Origin of the sequence: Maribacter luteus (assembly GCF_009674825.1) — a bacterium.
Classification (GTDB): domain Bacteria; phylum Bacteroidota; class Bacteroidia; order Flavobacteriales; family Flavobacteriaceae; genus Maribacter_A; species Maribacter_A luteus.
Genome location: NZ_WKJH01000001.1, coordinates 718,748 through 738,862, shown reverse-complemented (window position 1 = coordinate 738,862; position 20,115 = coordinate 718,748). Strand labels below are relative to the sequence as shown.

Sequence of the window (20,115 nt, the reverse complement as noted above, 5' to 3'; positions counted from 1 at the left end):
TAAGTTTCATTAGGGACGGTTTGAAGTAAAATTAGATGTCAACAGGATACTCCAATTAAATAAAAATTGTGTCAATTTTGGAAACAGGAAGATCACTTCGTTATAAGACAAGGATTTAAACAGGAATAAAGATAGACTGTCGTTTCCCTGATCAAAGATGGTTTTTGTATCTTCGAAAGAAAGATTTAGCTTTAATTTTTAATAAAACTAAACCGATTTAGTTGTAAATTTGGTTTTAGGTCGGAAAAAAGGATGAACATGTGTTATGGATTATAAAAAACAAATATTAATGAAGAATAGAATTAGGAAATTAAAGAAGGGTATCTTACTAACAGTGGTGCTTTTGGTTTCCTGCATCGGTGTTTCACAATCGATAGATAAAACCATCGGATTTGAATACCCTAAACCTTATGAGTATGTCCAGAAAGATAATAATATTCTGGTAAAGGCTTATTTGCAAGTAGCAAACGAGGAAGATTACAAACAGGTCGTTTTCGAAAACGGACGCACCTCAAAAATCGAACATAAAGAGGGCAAGGCCTGGGTGTGGCTTCCTGTTATAGGCCAACCTGAGATGATAGACTTTAAGGGGGCAAGTCGAAAATTGGACCAGAAACAACTTTTTACACCATTGGTGACTTCTGATTGGGGGTATTTCAATGAAGGCACCTTCCATATTATATCTTCCTCACATCAGGATATTGCTTGGATGGATACCCCTGAATATTGTATGCATGAAAGGGTCAATGATATTATTGCCCCTGCCCTGGATATCATGAAAACGGATAAAGACTATTATTTTGGGATGGAGCAGGCCCTGAATTTAAAAGAATTTGTTCAAGAATTTCCTGAACGTAAAAATGAGGTGATTGAACGCTATAAAGAAGGTAGGTTCACTTGGGGTGCTACTTATAACCAACCTTATGATGGCATGCAGACGGGAGAGCAGTTAATTCGGGAAATGTATTTTGGCAAGCTTTGGATAAAGGATAATTTTGATGGTGTAGAAGAAGAATCGGCTTACAATACCGATGTTCCCGGGAGAACTTTACAGTTTTCCCAGATTTTGGCCAAGTCAGGGGTAAAAAACCTTTTCACCTCTAGAATGAGGGAAGGGTTCTATGATTGGAAATCCCCAGATGGATCCTCGATATTGACTTATACACCTGGGAACTATGGTTGGGCGGCAATGTTCTACAAAATTTTTGATGAGGATGCTATTGAAGCCTTGCATAAGATTCAAAACAGGGTGAAAATGTGGGGCGATTATTATAAGGAGCATAATTTACCACCGCATTTTGCCATCGTTCTTAGTAATGATGCTGCCGGCCCTGTGGATTACGGCAAAGTAGTGAAGGAATGGAATGATATTGTTGCCAAAACAGGTGCTAAAATACCCGCTTTAAGACATTCGACCGTAAGCAGCTTCCTATCCGAAATTAATAAGCCAGGGGTTAAGTTCGAGAATTTAGAGGGGGATCGTCCCAATATTTGGGCTTATATACATGGCCCTGGACACCATAAGGCCATTACGGCATCGAGAAAAGCAGGTCGGCTTTTACCTTCCGCGGAAATTTTTGGTACCGTGGATGCACTTCTTAATAAAAGCTTTGATGAGTATCCCGCAGAGCGGTTGTCAAAGGCCTTTGAGGAATCTATTTATCCCGATCATGGGTGGGGTGGTAAAAACGGCCATATCACAGACAGTATTTTTAAGGATAAATTGGAATTCGCGGCTGATGAGGCCGTTGCATTGCTGAACAAATCTTTGGGTTCCATTTCCGAAAGGATAAACACAAAAAAATCGAATGGAGTTGTAGTGTACAACGACCTTTCATGGAGTCGAAGTGGGTTGGCCTCTGTAAAAATAAAGAATGCGGCATCCTATTATGTGACAGACGAAAATGGTATAGTGGTTCCTTCACAAGCAAGTACAAGTGATAAGGATGAAATACAATTATATGCAGCGAAAATTCCATCCATAGGATATAAAACCTACTATTTAAGAAAGGGTAAGAGACAGGCCAAAATCAATAAAACCGTAACACCGAATGCATTGATGAACGAATATTATACAATGCACCTTGGTAAGGGGGGAATCACCTATTTATTTGATAATAAGTTGAAAACCGAAGTTATGAACACGACGCGTTTTTCAGGTGGCGATATTCTATCAATGGGATATAATGGCAATGGGGCAGGGGAGTTTACCCAAATGACCAAGCCCAATATGGATAATTATGAAAAGATGAGCAACCATGGGGATAGTTGGGAATTGGTTGCCGATGGGGCCGTTTATACGGAATATGAAAACAAGGCAAAGTTTAAGCATACTTCCGTGGTGCAGAGAATACGGGTGTTCCATCAAGAGAAGAAAATAGATTTCTTCGTAGATCTTTTGGATTGGGACGGTACACACAATAGGGAATTTAGATTTGCATTGCCCCTTAATATGGAAGATTCCAAGATTAAGTATGAAGTGCCATTGGCCATAGCCGAAGTAGGAAAAACAGAAATGAAACAGGCGCCAGGTGGTTGGGCATGGGGAGGAACCTATGATCAAAAGCCGGTAAACATACATCCACGTGAGGTGATGAACTTCATTGTCGCGGAGACACCGGATTTTGCGGTAACCATGGCTACCGATGTTGCACTTGCTGATTGGATAGACCCTACGAGGGAGGCTGTGGATTACACGGTACTTCAGGGAGTATTATTGGCCTCCCATAAAAGCTGTCACGGGGAAGGCAATTGGTACCACCAGACCGGTGACCATCATTTCAAGTTTTCTATGGCATCACACAAGGCAGATGAGAAAACCTCTTTTCAGTTTGGAACGGGATTTAACCACCCTCTGCGAACTGTTTTAAAACAAAAGGGAAATAAGCAAGCGGAATTGCCGGAAGCGATGAGTTTCTTCAATGTTTCAGAGGATATGGTGCGTATAAGTACAATTAAAAAAAGTGAGAAAGATGATAAGGTCATTATAAGGTTGGTCGAAATGGAAGGGAAAGACAAGCAACCTAGTATAGGGCTGCCAAAGTCCCTCACAGGTCTTGTCAAAACAAACCTGATCGAAGAGGAAGAAAGTCAAATGAAAGCCTCAGGTAATGACTTTAAGGTAAATATAGGTCACAATGCGATTGAAACCTATAAACTGATTTTTTCAGAAAAATAAGAAAATGAGGTTCTTCAGGAAGGTTTCAAATCAAATTTCGGAGGTTCACGCCATTTTGGTCAAAGACAGTAGGCAAGGTGTAGTTGTGAATTATTCCGAAGTGTATGAAATCGGGAACAGACTTCCGCTGTATATGCATAAAGAAATGGGCTGCCTGTATTTTTTTACACAAGTAGGCCCATTCATATTAGGGAAGGTAGATAAGGACTTCTCAGGCACGGGTATCATTAGAGACCATTCCCAGGTTAGGGTAACTTCAAATTTATTCCTAAAACCATAAGATTTATAGTTGAAATGGAAAAAGGGCTAAAGACTGTCAAGTGTGCTAACTGTAAATAAGTTCACAATAGAAATATGGTAAAGTACTTCAGATATGAGATAATAGGACTATAAGAAAGAAATATAATTAATGAATTTAAACATAAAGAATGAAGACAACTAAGCCGTTATGGAAAAATGATAAGGAGCTTTTTGAAATCGCTAAAAAAGAATTATTCGTGGCATTGGTAGGCGATATTTTGGATAAAATGGGCTATTTGCATCAGTTCCTTCCTCCCAATTTAAAACCCTTGAATGATGATTTCATAGTAATAGGAAGGGCAATGCCTGTTTTGGAGGCCGATGTATTTGAGGAAGTCACTGAAAACACCAAAAACCCTTTAATGCAGAAGCCTTTTGGCATTATGTTCGAAGCCTTGGATAGTTTAAAAGAAGATGAGGTTTATATCTGTTCAGGTTCTTCACCCAATTATGCGCTTTGGGGCGGATTAATGAGTACCAGAGCTATGAAATTAGGCGCTGCCGGAGCAGTGGTCAATGGATATTCAAGGGATACGAAAGAGATTCTAAGTCTAGAATATCCAACTTTTTCATTCGGTGGTTATGCCCAAGATCAAGGTCCACGGGGAAAGGTTATCGATTATAGGGTTCCCATAGAAATTGCAGGTATTCGAATAAACCCTGGTGATGTTGTTTATGGTGATATAGACGGCGTATTGATTGTGCCTAAAGAAGCTGTTGATGAAGCCTTTACGGGGGCAATAGAAAAAGCTAGGGGCGAACAGTTGGTAAAGGAGGCACTCCAGGCGGGAATGAGTACAGTTGAGGCTTTTGAGAAATTTGGTATCATGTAAACATACATGTCAAAAACAGTAATGATAATGAATAAAAAGTCTTCTTTTTACCTTCTGGCAATAAGTTTCGTATCTACTTTAGGCGGTTTCCTATTTGGTTATGACACAGCCATTATTTCCGGGTGCAACTCGTTTTTGGAAAGTCAATACAACCTTACGGCAAGTATGCTCGGTTGGGTGGTTTCCTCTGCGTTGTTAGGAACCATTTTAGGATGTATTATTTCAGGGAGGGTAACCGACTTATATGGGCGTAAAAAAACCTTGATATTAGCAGCAGGTTGTTTAACGATATCGGCTTTTGGTTCCATGTTACCCCCACAGTTTTTGGGAGATCCAGATGCTTCTTTCTGGATAACCTCAAGTTTGGATTCATCTTTTATCACGTTGATTGTAGTCCGGATAATTGGGGGAATCGGTGTGGGTATAACCTCGGTTGTAGCCCCTATTTATATTTCGGAACTTACCATGCCCGAGAAAAGGGGAAAAATGGTATCCCTATATCAATTGTCCATAACTTTGGGTATCCTACTCGCTTTTCTTGTTGATTGGCTCGTTCTCAATCAGGCTGGTGAGAAGGCCGGAATTATCACTGGTGCTGATGTGGGTTTATGGGATTGGCTATTTGTAGAGGAATTATGGAGAGGCATGTTCGGTACAGAAATACCCATTGCCGTTCTGTTTTTGGTTTTACTCATGTTCGTGCCCGAAAGTCCAAGATGGCAGGTGGTGAACGGCAAAGAAAAAGAAGCTCTTGCCACGATGTCAAGGTTAGGTGATCTGGAAATGGCAAAAAGTCAGTTGGCAGAAATGAAAGAAGCCACTATCCAAGAAACCCAAGGGTTGAAAGAACTGTTCAAACCCTATTTAAGAAGACCATTTTTAATCGGTATTTTATTGCCGATGTTCTCCCATTTAAGTGGAATAGCGGCCATCATGTATTTTGCGCCCAATATCTTGAATGAATCGTTCAAAAGTGTTGAGAGTTCTTTCCTTGGTGCTGTCTTGGTTGGTATGGTTAATTCGATCTTCACTTTTGTTGCCATATTGAATATTGAAAAATATGGTAGAAGAAAGCTACTGTTGATCGGGGTCATCGGAGCTGCTGTATCTTTGATGGGTGTTGGTATATTGTTCGCTTTAGGTTCCAACTTGGTGATTATTCCATTATTGATTTATGTAGCGTGTTTCGCATTCTCATACGGACCCATAGTTTGGGTAATCATCAGCGAGATATTCCCAACAAAAATCAGGGGTCTTGCTGTAAGTATCGGCAGTCTGTCCTTAATGGTGACAGGTTTTTTCATCACCTTGACCAATCCTGTTTTTATAGAGACCATTAAGCCTTCTGGCACATTCTTCCTTTATGGGACATTGACGATTCCTGCCATTTGGTTCATTTGGAAATTTGTTCCTGAAACCAAAGGAAAAACCTTGGAAGAAATAGAGATGTCGTGGAAAACCGATAATAAAAAACAAAAACAAAGTAAATGAAATTGATAGAGCAATATCATATTGGTGATAATGGGTATCATCCTTTTCTAATTCGGGATGGTTGGCAGGTTGCCCAATTGAATTACATGCCCGAACAGGAAATTGATAATATTAAGAAGTTGGACGTTCATCATTTGACCGATGAGGTTTTTATCCTCTTAAAAGGAAAAGCGGTATTGATCACGGCAAAAATTGAGGGAGATCAAATTGAATATGACGTTGAACTTATGCAACCTAAAATCACTTATAACATTCCGGTTGAAACATGGCATAATATTGCAATGGAAGTGGGTTGTGAGGTAATTATCGTTGAGAAATCAAATACCCATGAAGGTGATTTCGATTTTTTCGAATTATCTGTCGAAAAAAGGATCGAAATGAAGGCGTTGGTCGAAAAAGCTTTCAGCTAATGTTTTAAGTTTTCAATTTAGATATGAATTAAAAGCAAGGTTTATGCTTAATATAGATTTACAAGGGAAAAAGGTTTTGGTTACAGGCGGAAGCAAAGGAATAGGCGCCGAAATATGTAGAAAATTAGGTGCTTGTGGTGCCGATGTTTTCATCAATTATAATAGCAATAAGCAAAGTGCTGAAAAATTGTCCCAAGAAATAAGCGATGCTTATGGGGTAAAAACAGGAATTGCGGGTGCAGATGTTTCAGATTCGGAACAGATAAAGAAAATGTTCGCGAAAATGGATGCTGAATTTGGCGGAATTGATATTCTTGTAAACAACGCAGGAACCGAATCCATTCACCATATATTGGATTTGGATGAAGAAGAATGGGACCGTGTCATCAATGTGAATTTGAAGGGACCCTTTTTATGTTCCAAAGAGGCAGGTAAAAGAATGGAAAAAGATGGAGGTGGTGTCATTATAAATATTTCATCGATCCATGATGTGGTACCTAGAAAGGGATTGATCCATTACTGTTCCGCAAAGGCAGGGTTAAAAATGCTTTCAAAATGCCTTTCACTCGAATTGGCAGAAAATAATGTAAGGGTCGTTTCTATTGCCCCCGGGGCCATAACCACGGAAATGAACAGGGAGGAAATTGCCAAATTCGGAAAAGAGAAGTTTGAGAATTGGATTCCACAAGGTAGAATTGGTAATGTGGGAGATGTAGCCCATACCGTAGCCTTTATGGCGAGTGAATTGGGCGACTATATCAATGGCTCCGATATTTATATCGATGGTGCATATATGAACCATACCATTCAATATGATCCGCGCCCTCCAAGAACAAAAGACTAGATCAAAAATGAAGATTGAACTAAAGGGAATGGCATGGGATCACCCCAGAGGTTATGAACCTCTAAGGGCGCTATCCAAGAGTTTTACGCAATCACATCCTGAAGTCAGTATTAAATGGGATGTTCGTTCGCTTAAGGAATTTGGTGATATGCCGATTGAAGACCTGATAGAGGAATACGATTTAATAACAATTGACCACCCTTATATGGGTCAGGCACATAAAAATCAATTGCTGTTAGATTTAAAAGGTATTATATCGGAAGATGAATTGGCCGTTTTTGAAAATGCCTATGTTGATCATTGCTATGATTCTTATCAGTATAAAGGGCATTTATATGCCTTACCAATTGATGCAGCGGCGTTGGTTGCGGCGAAAAGGGATGACCAGTTGTCGAAACTGAGGTTGCAAGTGCCAACAACCCTTGAAGAGCTAAAAAGTTTTTATAAAAAGGTGCCCAATAAACTTTCTGTTGCCTGGGCGCTCTGCCCCACAGATATCTGGTGTGCTTTTTTAACCTTGTGTGCCCAAATCGGCGGGCGCGGTTTTATTAATGAAAATGGAATCGACCCTAAAATTGGTGCCAAGGCGATTGACGAACTAAAATACCATTTGGAGTTCATTCACCCTGAATCCATCAATTGGAACCCGATTCAAATTTTGGATGAAATGGCAGCAAATGACGAAATTATCTATGCTCCTTACTTATTCGGGTACACCAACTATTCAAGAATGGGATATGCCAAAAACATTGTCACCTTTATTGATAGCCCCGCAAATCCGAATACTGAGGTATCCACCATATTGGGTGGAGTTGGTTTGGCGGTATCTGCACATTGCAAGTATAAAAAGTTAGCGGTGGAATTGTTGAAATATATCGCCAATATCGAAAATCAAGCAGGGGAATATGTTCGGCACCAAGGTCAACCCGCAGGGTTAAAAGCCTGGAAAAGCGAAGCGAACAATGCATTGTGCAATGATTTTTTCACGAATACGATGAAAACAATGAAAAACGCATATATAAGACCCCAATATCCCGGGTGGAATGAATTTCAAGAACAAGGGGCCGATTTAATCCATGCTTGTGTGGAAAAAAATACCGGAGCCGATACATTGATAAAAAATTTAAATGAACACTATAAAACCATAGTTTCCTATGAATAAAACATTTAAACATATCATCGTAAAATCAGAAGATAAGATTGGTTTCTTGATTTTTAACCGACCTACACAATTGAACGCGATGAATCGTGAAATGATGGATGAAATCATAGAAGCGATACGACTTATAAATACTGATGACTCTATAAATGTCGGGGTCATTACCGGTTCAGGTAGAGCATTTATGGCAGGTGCCGATATCAAAGAATACGGGGATCAGACACCAGAGGAGTTCAAATCTTTCCAAGATCGAGGGATAAAGTTATACGAAACCATCGAAAATGCGTCTAAACCATGGATTGCGGCGGTAAACGGATTTGCCCTTGGCGGAGGTTTTGAAATTGCACTTTCCTGCGATATGATACTCGCCAGTGCAACGGCTAAAATGGGGCTGCCCGAAGTATTCTTAAGTTTGGTTCCCGGGGGTGGGGGAACACAGCGTCTTATTCAAAAAGTAGGCATAAACCGTGCAAAGGAATTGTTGTTTTTCGGCGGTCAGTATACTGCTGAAAAATTATATGACTGGGGAATCGTAAATCAGGTAATTCCCGAAGATAACTTTGATGCGGAGATCGTACGGTTTGCAGAAAAACTGTCAAGACGGTCACCATCAGCGATCAAAGAATTGAAAAAATTGGCGCAACTAAGTCTTTCCGCTCTTCCTTTTGATCAGAAAATTACTGAAGAGGGTAAGGTGGTAACAAAGCTTTTTTATGGTGCTGAAGCAAAAAAAGCCATTCAGGATTTCATTGCTAAATCATAGAATATGGAAACGTTGACATTCTTTATCGGCAGTTATACCGAATATCCTATTCCCGGTTTTGGGGGTATCGGCCATGGTATTTACACCGTTCAACTTAATACGAAAACCGGCGAACTCAAGATACTTTCAACCGAACCTACCCGTAACCCGAGTTATTTGGCCCTTAGTGCCGATCATAAATATTTGTACTGTAATACGGAACTTGATGAGCAAGATTCCCCACATGTCAGGGCATATAGGGTGAAAGAGGGTTTTTCGTTGGAATTTATGAACGAACAACCGATTAAGGGGGGGTACCCATGTCATTTAACAACATACCACAATAACATTTTGGTGGCCTGTTATGCCACAGGGAATGTCTTTCAATATCCTTTGGATGCTTCAGGAAAACTGTTGCCAAAGGCAAAACAGTATGACCATAAGGGTTCTAGCATCAATAAGGTTCGGCAAGAAGCACCACATGCCCATCAGGTTTCGGTGCACCCGAATGGCAAAGATATTTATGTCTGTGATTTGGGGATCGATAGGATCAAATCCTATAGATTCGAGGGTGAATATTTAGTGCCAAGCCCTATGAAGGATTGTAAGATTACTTCAGGTAACGGACCAAGGCACATGGTTTTCAATAAAGTAGGTGATTATGCTTATGTGATCAGTGAGTTAACTAGTACGCTATCTGTTTTACAAGGTGACGAAGGCGTATTCAAAGAAATTGGCACCTATTCCACCTTACCTAATGATTACAAGGGTGTTCCCAGTGCATCGGCTATACGCATGCACCCCAATGGAAATTTCTTATATGTGGCGAACAGAAAATTCGAAGGGGTAACCATATTTCGGATTAAAGAGAATAGTTTGGAACTGATAAGCTACCAGAATACTAATGGGGATGAATTAAGGGAATTCAATATTACTCCTGATGGTAAATGGTTAATAGCCTGTCACCAAAATTCGCATGATACGATCGTCTATCGCATTGAAGAAGACGGAATGTTGAATGAGAAGTTTCGTACCAAAGAAATATTATCCCCTGTTTGTGTGGTTTTTTAGAAAAAAGTAACTATTAACTAAATCGATTTAGCAAAAATGGAATGTGTAGGGGATTTTATGTATCCAATACTATTCAATTCCTAAAGTAATACAATATGAGTACTGATAACAATGAAACCGTAGGCCCTTTGAAGGGTTTGATAGTGGCCGATTTCACACAATTGGCACAAGGACCATGGGCCACCCAGATGTTGGGCGATATGGGTGCCGATATTATTAAGATTGAACCCAAAAAAGGTGATTGGATGCGCCATTACGCCTATGATAATATGTATCCTGAAGGAGAAAGTATCTCTTTTGTAAGTTTCAATAGGAATAAGAGAAGTATAGCCTTGAATTTAAAGGATACCGAGGATAAAAAGGTAGTACTTGATATTATCAGGAAAGCCGACATTTTGGTTGAGAATTTTCGACCTGGCGTCATGGAAAGATTGGGGTTGGGCTATGAAGATATGAAGAAAATCAATCGAGGTTTGGTGTATTGCTCCAGTTCAGGTTACGGGGCTACCGGACCATATTTGCATAGACCGGGGCAAGATTTATTGGCGCAGTCAATTAGTGGTACTGCGGCATTGAATGGTGTAAAAGGCCAAATGCCGGTAGTTACGGCGGTAGGACAGGCAGATTTATTAACGAGTTTGTTCATCAATCAATCAGTTCTAGCGGCCATTTATTCCAGGGAAAAAACTGGAAAAGGGCAAAAAATAGAAGCCAATTTATTAAACTCCGTTGTTGGATTTCACATTCAGGAGGTAACGGCCTTTTTACATCGGGGAAGTAATCCTGAAAAAAGTGAGAGCGGTATTCCTAATCCTTGGGTGGGGGCACCATATGGCCTTTATAACACAAATGACGGTTACATTGCCATTGGTATGAATTCGGTTCAAAGATTGGCCCAGATCATAGGATTGAAAAAATATGACTCTGAAGAATTCGCATCAAATAATGTCATAGAAAGTAGGGATGAAATCCGGTTCGATTTCGATGCTGTGTTTAAGACGAGGTCAACGGAAGATTGGCTTAACATTCTTCTGGAGGAAGATATTTGGTGTTCCCAAGTAAATACATTTGATGAGATGATCGAGGACCCTCAGATCAAACACAATGAAATGATCATTGAAATTGAACACCCAACCATCGGAAAAGTGAAAACAACGGGGTTTCCCGTGTGGTTTAGCGATACCCCACAAAAAATTTACAAAGCGGCACCCTTGCTCAATGAAGATGCGGATGAAATACGCAAGGAATTCTGTGATTAAGGCAATAGATTAATAATTAAGATAATAACTAAGAATAAATAACGATGAAACTAGGATTCGGATTATACAGGCATATGTTGAATGAGGACCATTATAAGTTCGCAAAACAATGTGGGGCAACCCATGTAGTGGTTCATATGGTCGATTATTTTGGGCATGAAAAGAATGATAAAAGCAATGCGAACCAACCAATTGGAGAGAAGGAAGGTTGGGGCAAAGCCGGTGATGCCAATCAAATATGGAGCTTAGAGGAATTAATGGCCATTAAAAAGGAAATAAATTCACATGGTTTGATATGGGAGGCCATTGAAAATTTTGACCCTGCCCATTGGCATGATATCTTATTGGATGGACCAAAGAAAGAAGTTCAAATGGAAAACCTGAAGCAACTTATCCGCAATGTGGGTAAGGCAGGAATTCCCATTTTTGGATATAATTTTTCATTGGCCGGTGTGGCTGCAAGGAATCAAGGGCCTTTTGCTCGTGGAGGAGCGGTTTCTGTAGGGATGGATGGTGGCGACGATACCCCGATTCCCAATGGGATGGTGTGGAACATGGTGTATGATGAAAATGCTCCTGAAGGTACTATGCCAAAAATAGACCATGACGAACTGTGGGGTCGTTTACAGTATTTTTTGGATGAGATCCTGCCTGTTGCCGAGGAAGCAGGGGTAAAAATGGCAGCCCACCCAGATGACCCACCAATGCCCTATGTGCGTAATTCGCCCAGATTGGTGTTTCAACCTAATATGTACCAAAAATTGATTGATATGAATCCGAGTCCAGCCAACAACCTGGAATTCTGTTTAGGTTCTATCGCTGAAATGACCGAGGGCAATGTATATGATGCTACTGATAGTTATAGTGAGCAAGGTAAAATTGGATATATCCATTTTAGAAATGTAAAAGGCAAGGTACCTAACTATAAAGAGGTTTTTGTGGATGAAGGGGATATTGATATGTTCAAGATTTTAAAGATTTTAAAGAAGAACAATTTTGATGGCGTATTGATTCCCGACCATACCCCACAAATGACCTGCGACGCCCCATGGTATGCAGGTATGGCTTATGCAATGGGTTATATGAAAGCGGCTTTGGCATTACTTGATAGGCCTTGATTACACAATGCTATTCTCAAAAGTATTTTGGAACATAGAATCATTTGAACTAATAATTGATAATCAAAAATATGAAGACCTTATTATTTACCATCTTTTTTGTTTTAGTATTTCAAGGTGTATCATTTGCTCAATTAACAGATAACACTAAACGTGAGGGGGATAAAGCTGATCCTGCGATCAATCCAATCTATGCGTATTATGAATGGGAAAACGAAATTCCAGATGATTGTCCATTCGAACGGTCTAAGGATATCACCAAAGTCATGTTCACAGGCCGATATGCTAATTATACCGCTGCCGATACATGGTATCTACAATCTTCAACTGACGGCAACTTGTATTCCACTTGGACGGATGGACAGATAGAAGGTTTTTCAACCAATTCAAATATCCGTTCAAATGCTGTCGGGCAGGCAAAAGTGATCGGTAAGGACCCTGTCAATCTTAAATTTGAAAATCTGGGGAGGATGTGGGCAGGTGGCACCAATTATTACCCTTGTGTAAGTCTTATTGTCGATGATGTGTTCTATATAGGCACCTATAATGCCTTTAATCATGAAGGTTATTTCAATGGGTTTAGATATTCAAAAAACTGGAACCATTTTACCGCCAATACAGAGCCCAATTGGAAAAATCAATATTGGATCAATACCATTGATCCGGATGGTAACTTTTTCAATGAAAAAGGTAAAGCCAAATTTCGTACCGTCCATGCGGTAAATTTTGCAAAGAACAACAAGGCTGAAGACGGACACATTTATTTGAGTGCACATGGATATAGTTCCGGAAAAGGTCAAAACAACTGGGATAAAGGTGATGCCATCTATTTATGTAGAACGGATGCTAATCCCGAGAGTATCACAAAAGCGGAAAGCTATGAGTTTTTTGCAGGGCTAACTAAAAATGGCAAACCAATCTGGGCAAAGGGAGTAGCGAACGCCAAACCTATTGTAGATTGGCCCAATCACTTAGGTAGTGAAAGCATCACATACTTTCCAAAGATGAACAAGTATATCTTGATGACTTGTAGATTAAAGGAATCGGAAGAAAACCTCCCCTACAATGTTACCATTTTTTGGGAGGCAGATGAAATAACCGGTCCTTACAAAATTGTACATTACATGAAAGATTGGGGAGCTCAAACATACTTTCCTAATATAACACCCCAGTTTATCAATGATGATGGTACCAGTGCATGGATGACCGTTGCAAGTAATTACAGTGTACAGAACATCAATCCGCATCAAAATCGCTATGCGGCATCAATGCATGAGCTTGCTTTTGTTCTAAAAGATGAACCATTTAAAGAAATTAAACCTGATTTAAAAAACATAGCACCAATAGCTAAAGTATCAGCAACTTCATCTGAAGAGGAAAGCAAGCCCGAGGCCGTTATCGATGGCATCATTGATATAGAGAACAAAGACAAAACAAAAGAGTGGATTTCTAATGAAGGAAAAGGAGCCATGATCAAATTAGAGTGGGATGAGGAAAAAACAATCGACAGAATACGGGTATATGACAGTCCGGCCGGAGACCGGTGGACCAAAGAAGGATATTTTGTATTCAGTGATGGTTCTATGGAATGGATGTACGCGGCCCCTTCAAACAGTGCTAAAACCCCAACAGAGATTAAGTTCCCATCAAAAAAGGTGAAGTGGGTAAAGTTCACCATCACAGATGGAAATGCTGAAATGTCTGCTGGGTGGCTTCCCGGACTGAGATTGGGTGTATCGGAAATTCAAGTATTTGAAGCTAATTGATAAATCATTACGAGGAATTGGTTTTTTCGATGTAAGTAAAGAAAACATGTTCATTTCTAATTTAAAGAAAGCTGAAAACGATAAAGGAACGATTAACAGGATCTAAGAAACAGAAAACTATGAGCTTGGCAGATGATGTACATTAATTGGATATTAAATCAATGAAAGAAAAAAATAAATTTTGTGTTTGCCAATCTATCGGTTTGGATGCATTGGGGGCGGCACTTCTTTTAAGTTAATTTAAGGCAGAAATATGAATTTAGAACAGAATTATATGATACCAAAACCAAATACAAAACGAATTTGTTTACTACTATTTTTAGCCTGTTGTATTCAAGTATTGACGGTACAGGCACAGAATGTCATTACCCCCGAAGACCCCGAATATTATGTGATGGACAGGGAGGATATGTCTTTTGATGACGAACAGGTAATTCTATTTAACCATAGGGGATTTGTTTCACCACGACAGTACAGTGTAACCCAGTTCACGAATGTCTGGTTTTTGCCAATTGGCGCACCGCGCTACGAATTCAATCTGAACTTTTTTGATAAAGGAACAGGCCGTTTAATTGAGGATGACGTTCCTACAAAATGGAAATCCTGGATCGATGATGGGGGTAGTTACGATCCTCTGGGCTCAAATTTTCGCCCCAATTCCCCATCGATAATGGTTACCCAAGATGAAAAATGGCAGCCCAACCAATATGAACGTACGGCTACATTCCATAAAGAATATAACAAGAAATGGGTTAGTTTTTCAGCTAAGAGTTGGATGAATGTCTCTTTTGATGATGATGAGGTGTTTATAAAGCTTACCCTTACCAATCGCAATTCGAAAGATTTGGAAATGACCGTGATTCCAAACCAAGTGGCTGAAATATTGGAATGTCATTTTAAGAAAGGGTCGACAAAAGTAGATTCACTCGATGCTTTTACCATTGGAAGCGAAGTGGCCCATGCACGTGTTTCTTCTTCGATCCAAAAAACAAGTGATAATGGGTTTGAAATAAGCATAGCACCAGGAAATACGGAGACCTATTATTTTGCCATCAAATTCTATGAACCCCAAAATGGAGCGCCGGTAATTTCCCAGTCAGATATTAAGGAGCGTATGAAACGTGCAGATAAAAAGACACGGGAAATGTTGTCTTGGGCCTATGATAAACTCCCGAAATTAACAAGCTCAAACAAGCAACTGGAGGAGTATTATTACCGTTGTATGTTGTCCGTTTTAATGAGTCGATATGAAAATCCAAATTTCATTTCCGATGTGTTTTGGGCGGTTGGTACGTGGCCTTATACCATTAGTTGGGATACTTCCTATACTTCGGATGTCATCGCAATGTTAGATCCGGAAAGTTTGAAAAGTGCGATCCTGACGGATTTTGAACAAGTACAATTGAAAAGAACCTATGTAGGTTGGAACGGAGCACATTGGGATATTCTATACATACAAGAACCATTTGCACTTCAACTCATGATTGAAGCCTACATACGCCATACTGGGGATTATTCCATTTTTAATGAAAAAGCGGCAGGTGTAACCGTATGGGAATGGATGCAACGATGGGTAGATGAACTTCAAACCAACTATACCAATGAATTAGGACTTATTGATGTCGGATATAACACTGAAAAAATAATTGAGATCCGTACCGATGGTTATAATCATGCCGTACCGATCACCAATACCTTGACCATTGATTTGTTATATACGATGTCTGATTGGGCAAAAAAGAGAAACGAGAAGAAATTAGGGCAAACATATTTCAAGGATGCCGAAAAATTGAAAGGCCTTGTAAACAAGTACATGTGGAATGAAGAATTGGGTTGGTTCGATAATTATTACCCCGATGGTTCAAAAGGCACCATATGGACCTATCATTTATTCGATCTCTTGGGAACGGATTTCCTGCCAGACCATCAAGCGTATCGTTTGGTAAGTCATTTACAGGAAGGGGAATTTCTTGGTAAATACGGCGTGTATTCCATTGCTCGGAGAGATAGTGTGCATTGGGATCTAATCGACTCGGATTGGGGAGGCGGTGGCCAGTATGCAGGAATGCCGGGTCGTATTTCCCGTAACCTATACCAAAAAGGATTTGCAGGTAAAGGTTGGGATGTCTTAAAGCGCAATATCAGGTACATAGACCATTTTCCGTACTTACCTCAAAATCCTCGTATTGATACCGCCGAACAAGACCGTTCTTCAATGCCTTTACAAATTTCTGCAGGGGCAGGAATGGAAGCCATTGTCTTTGGCACATTTGGAGTAAATATGGGAGAAAAAGAATTGACCATAAAACCTTTTAACCACGAAGATATCGGTGAAGCAACACTAACTGATATCAGATGGAAAGGCAGAACATTCGGGATTCAATTGACCCGTAAATCATTCTCCGTGTACGAAGGAGGCAAGTTGATCGCTACCGAATTTTATGGGGAAGAAGTGGTTATTCAGTAAACAAATGAGGTAAAGCACATCAATCAAATAAAAAAGGATTTGAATAATTGAATATTAAAGATCATTACAATGAAAACCAAACATTTACCAATACTGTTATTGCTATTTATTTTGGCGCCTAAGGTACAGGCCCAAGAAAATTATTTAGCGGGTTATGAACAAAAAGTCAGTGGAACTGATTTTACGTATCATTCCCCTTTTTCCTATAGGGAAAAATGTCTTTTGACCAGAGCGCGGGCCGATGTGCCTCCTATTGCTTGGAAAACAGAAGTTGTACCAGATGGTTATTCTAAAAAAACCGTATCCTTCATATGGTTATATGGTATTAGTGCGAAGACCCCTTCCAATGAATTTGACCTTTATGTAAATAAGGAAAAGGTAATGACGTTTTCTTCTCCCAGTAAAAATGAGAAAGAAAGAAACTTTTCAGGTAAAGATGGCGTTCTACTGGTATTCAACCGTTCAATGGTAGATACCAACCGTGATGAAATGGGTACAGCGGTATTAACGATTCCCAGTAAATATATTACACCAGGTAATGCCGTTGAATTAATGATTGATGGTGTGGACAATCACAGTAATGATTGGTTTATGACCTTTGACAAGGTGCTGAGTGAAGACATCAAATCAAAACAGCTAAAAACAGTGACCAAAAAAGAGGGTTCGCTGTACCATACGGTCCGGTTTGAAATCGTGCATTTGAAAGCACCTACCAAGGCTAGTATAACCACTTCGGGACTAACACAGAAATTTGATATCAAAACGGGATTTAATGAAGTTGATTTACTTATTCCTGCAGTAACAACTCCAACAAAGGTTGATGCGGAGCTGCGTATGGGCAAAATGAGAAAGCAAGTTGGTTTTACGGTAGAACCTGTTAAGGAATGGACCATTCATTTAGTGCAGCATAGCCACACCGACATCGGCTATACAAGATCACAGACTGAGATTTTGACTGAGCATTTACGTTTTATTGATTATGCCCTTGATTATTGCGATCAAACTGATGATTATCCAGATGAAGCCAAATTTCGATGGACATGCGAAGCCGCTTGGACGGTTCGTGAATACTTGAAAAACAGACCCAAAGAACAAATAGAACGATTGCTTCAAAGAATAAAAGAAGGGCGGATAGAAGTGACCGGTATGTTTTTCAATTTCTCTGAAATCATTGATGAAACCGCTTTGGCCATGCAAACACAGGCACTGAACCATTTTAAGGAAAAAGGGATTGATGTGCAAACCGCCATGCAAAATGATGTAAATGGCATTGGTTGGGCCATGATAGACTTGTATAAAAATACAGGAGTAAAATACCTGACCATGGGACAGCACGGGCATAGGGCACAGGTTCCTTTTGATAAACCGACCTCTTTTTGGTGGGAGTCTAACTCAGGTAACCGTCTCTTGGCTTATAGAAGTGAGCACTACATGCATGGCAATGCGTTAAGCTTAACCTCAGGGGAGTTAGATCAGTTTAGGGCCAACTTATCCCAATATCTTGATGGCCTGGAAGCAAAAGGGTATCCACATGACAGGACGGCTTTTCAATTTTCAGGATACCTGACCGATAATTCTCCGCCTTCCACCAAGGCATGTGATATTGTTAAGGAGTGGAATGAAAAATACGAGTGGCCCAAATTGAAACTATCGCTGGCAAGTGAATTTATGATCTACCTCGATGAAAATCAGGCTGATGATTTGCCAGTACAAAAAGTAGCTTGGCCAGACTGGTGGACAGATGGTTTTGGAACGGCGTTTACCGAAACAAAGACCGCTAGGACCGTTCATTCAAACATGATTGCAAATATGGGACTCTTGTCTATGGCCCAGTTCATGGGAACCACGCTTCCAGAAAACATTACTGGAGACATTGAAAAAGCCTATGACGAATTGCTGTTTTATGATGAACACACATTTGGGGCCGCAGAGAGTATAACGGATCCCCAAATTGAGAATTCCGTTATTCAATGGGGACAAAAATCGGCATATGCATGGACGGCCTTTAAGGAATCCAGTTTAATCCAAGAAAAGGCCTTGGGGTTAATGCAACAACACATCCCTAAAGCAAATGAGCCCACCATAGCGGTTTTCAACACGTTGAATTGGGAGCGCTCAGGATTGGTCAAGGCCTATATAGACCATCAGTTGTTACCATTGGGAAAACCCTATAAAATATTGGATACCAAAGGGAATGAAATTGCTGTGCAAAGGATATCCAGTAGGGCAGATGGCAGCAATTATCTGTTGTGGGCGCCTAATGTACCTCCAATGGGTTATGCAACTTTTAAAATTGTTTTGGAAGAAGGGAAAAAGCAACCAAATCAAAATACGGAAGTAGAAGGGCCAATACTTGAAAATGAATATTATCGTATTCAGATCGATTCAAAAAAAGGAGTGGTAACTAGCCTATACGATAAGGAATTGAATAAAGAATTGGTCGATTTAGGCAGCGAGTATAAGTTGGGTGAATTTATATACGAGCAACCGGATAACCGGGAATCGATGGAGCGTCTTACCAATGCGAATAGGGATACGGTTTATGTTCCGATAAAAAAGAAAATGTCCGGTTTATCCGATATAAAGGTTTCCGGGATTGAGGAAACCCCTTTATGGAGCAGTATACACATCAATGGGAAAAATGAGGAATGCGCCGATTCTAGGGGGGTTAATTTTGAAATAAAATTATATAAAAATTCAAAACGGATAGAGCTCTCATATGATATGTACAAACGTGGGCATACTGATCCTGAAGGTGTTTTTATTGCCCTTCCTTTTCGTATGAAGGATAATGATCAATTGGCTTTTGATGTGCAAGGTGGGATCGTAAATCCAGGAATGAACCAATTGGAAGGTACTTCGGCCGATTGGAACGTAATACAGAACTTTGCGGCTGTTCAAAACGATGAAGCCCAGATTTTATTCAGCTCCACTGATGTTCCGTTGGTTCAATTCGGGGACATCAATACCGGGAGATTTTATTACAAGCATAAACCTGAAAACCCACATATTTATTCATGGGTGCTCAATAATTACTGGACGACCAATTTTAGGGCTAGCCAAGAAGGTGAAATGAAATGGAAGTATTATTTGACATCATCCAAGGATCGTTCTAAATCTTTTGCCACCCGTTTCGGATGGGAAAGTAGGGTCCCAATGCTTGCTCGGGTCATTCCACCAAGTAATTCAGGCAAGGCCATAAATGCGCTTTCCATATCTTTGTTAGATTTTGATTTACCAAATTTAATTCTCGTCAGTGCTAGGCCATTAGCGGGTGATAAAGGAGTGCTTCTACATTTGCGGGAAACAGAAGGTGATCATGCCATTCTTGATGTTCCAAGATTGCTTGAGCAAACCGGGGCGGTAAAAGCCATTGAGACAAATGTACTGGGAGAAGAAATAAAGGAGTTGACCAAACCAATACTTATAGAGCACTATGAAACTCGGTTCGTATTGTTGAAAATGTTATAAAGGATA

At 40.0% G+C, this 20,115-nt stretch carries 14 protein-coding genes; all 14 read left to right on the top strand.

Annotation, left to right across the window (positions count from 1 at the left end):
• Nucleotides 1–289 precede the first annotated feature (289 nt).
• The 14 genes from GJ691_RS03055 to GJ691_RS02990 all read left to right on the top strand — a co-directional run bounded on the left by GJ691_RS03055 (nt 290) and on the right by GJ691_RS02990 (nt 20,109).
• Nucleotides 290–3,178: a glycoside hydrolase family 38 N-terminal domain-containing protein gene (locus tag GJ691_RS03055; protein WP_179955011.1), complete on the top strand. Its 2,889-nt coding sequence runs from the start codon at nt 290–292 to the stop codon at nt 3,176–3,178.
• A gap of 4 nt (nt 3,179–3,182) precedes the next feature.
• Nucleotides 3,183–3,458, top strand: coding sequence for a hypothetical protein (locus tag GJ691_RS03050; RefSeq protein ID WP_154363606.1), 276 nt, complete (start codon nt 3,183–3,185; stop codon nt 3,456–3,458).
• Nucleotides 3,459–3,606: 148 nt separating this feature from the next.
• Complete coding sequence (locus tag GJ691_RS03045) at nt 3,607–4,311, top strand: RraA family protein (protein ID WP_154363604.1); 705 nt, start codon at nt 3,607–3,609, stop codon at nt 4,309–4,311.
• A 27-nt stretch (nt 4,312–4,338) separates the two neighbouring features.
• Entirely contained in the window at nt 4,339–5,802 is a 1,464-nt protein-coding gene (locus tag GJ691_RS03040) for a sugar porter family MFS transporter (protein ID WP_179955010.1), read from the top strand.
• A complete protein-coding gene (locus GJ691_RS03035) occupies nt 5,799–6,212 on the top strand; it encodes a hypothetical protein (protein WP_154363600.1) in 414 nt (137 codons plus the stop codon). Before GJ691_RS03040 ends, GJ691_RS03035 begins: the two co-directional genes overlap by 4 nt.
• Before the next feature lie 43 nt (nt 6,213–6,255).
• Nucleotides 6,256–7,056 (top strand): SDR family NAD(P)-dependent oxidoreductase, encoded by an 801-nt coding sequence (locus tag GJ691_RS03030; protein ID WP_154363598.1) that lies wholly within the window; start codon nt 6,256–6,258, stop codon nt 7,054–7,056.
• Nucleotides 7,057–7,063: 7 nt separating this feature from the next.
• Nucleotides 7,064–8,218: an ABC transporter substrate-binding protein gene (locus tag GJ691_RS03025; protein WP_179955009.1), complete on the top strand. Its 1,155-nt coding sequence runs from the start codon at nt 7,064–7,066 to the stop codon at nt 8,216–8,218.
• Nucleotides 8,211–8,978 (top strand): enoyl-CoA hydratase/isomerase family protein, encoded by a 768-nt coding sequence (locus tag GJ691_RS03020; protein WP_154363594.1) that lies wholly within the window; start codon nt 8,211–8,213, stop codon nt 8,976–8,978. Before GJ691_RS03025 ends, GJ691_RS03020 begins: the two co-directional genes overlap by 8 nt.
• Before the next feature lie 3 nt (nt 8,979–8,981).
• Nucleotides 8,982–10,028 carry a lactonase family protein gene (locus tag GJ691_RS03015; RefSeq protein ID WP_154363592.1) on the top strand — a complete coding sequence of 349 codons (1,047 nt, stop codon included), beginning with the start codon at nt 8,982–8,984 and terminating at the stop codon, nt 10,026–10,028.
• Nucleotides 10,029–10,123: 95 nt separating this feature from the next.
• Complete coding sequence (locus GJ691_RS03010) at nt 10,124–11,287, top strand: CaiB/BaiF CoA transferase family protein (protein WP_154363589.1); 1,164 nt, start codon at nt 10,124–10,126, stop codon at nt 11,285–11,287.
• Between the two features lie 44 nt (nt 11,288–11,331).
• Entirely contained in the window at nt 11,332–12,405 is a 1,074-nt protein-coding gene (locus tag GJ691_RS03005; protein ID WP_154363587.1) for a mannonate dehydratase, read from the top strand.
• Between the two features lie 71 nt (nt 12,406–12,476).
• Nucleotides 12,477–14,171, top strand: coding sequence for a DUF7402 domain-containing protein (locus tag GJ691_RS03000; protein ID WP_154363585.1), 1,695 nt, complete (start codon nt 12,477–12,479; stop codon nt 14,169–14,171).
• A gap of 274 nt (nt 14,172–14,445) precedes the next feature.
• Nucleotides 14,446–16,638 (top strand): glucosidase family protein, encoded by a 2,193-nt coding sequence (locus tag GJ691_RS02995; RefSeq protein WP_154363583.1) that lies wholly within the window; start codon nt 14,446–14,448, stop codon nt 16,636–16,638.
• A 69-nt stretch (nt 16,639–16,707) separates the two neighbouring features.
• The gene (locus GJ691_RS02990; protein ID WP_154363581.1) at nt 16,708–20,109 is read left to right on the top strand and encodes a glycoside hydrolase family 38 N-terminal domain-containing protein; all 3,402 of its coding nucleotides are present in this window, start codon (nt 16,708–16,710) and stop codon (nt 20,107–20,109) included.
• The last annotated feature ends 6 nt before the right edge of the window (nt 20,110–20,115 follow it).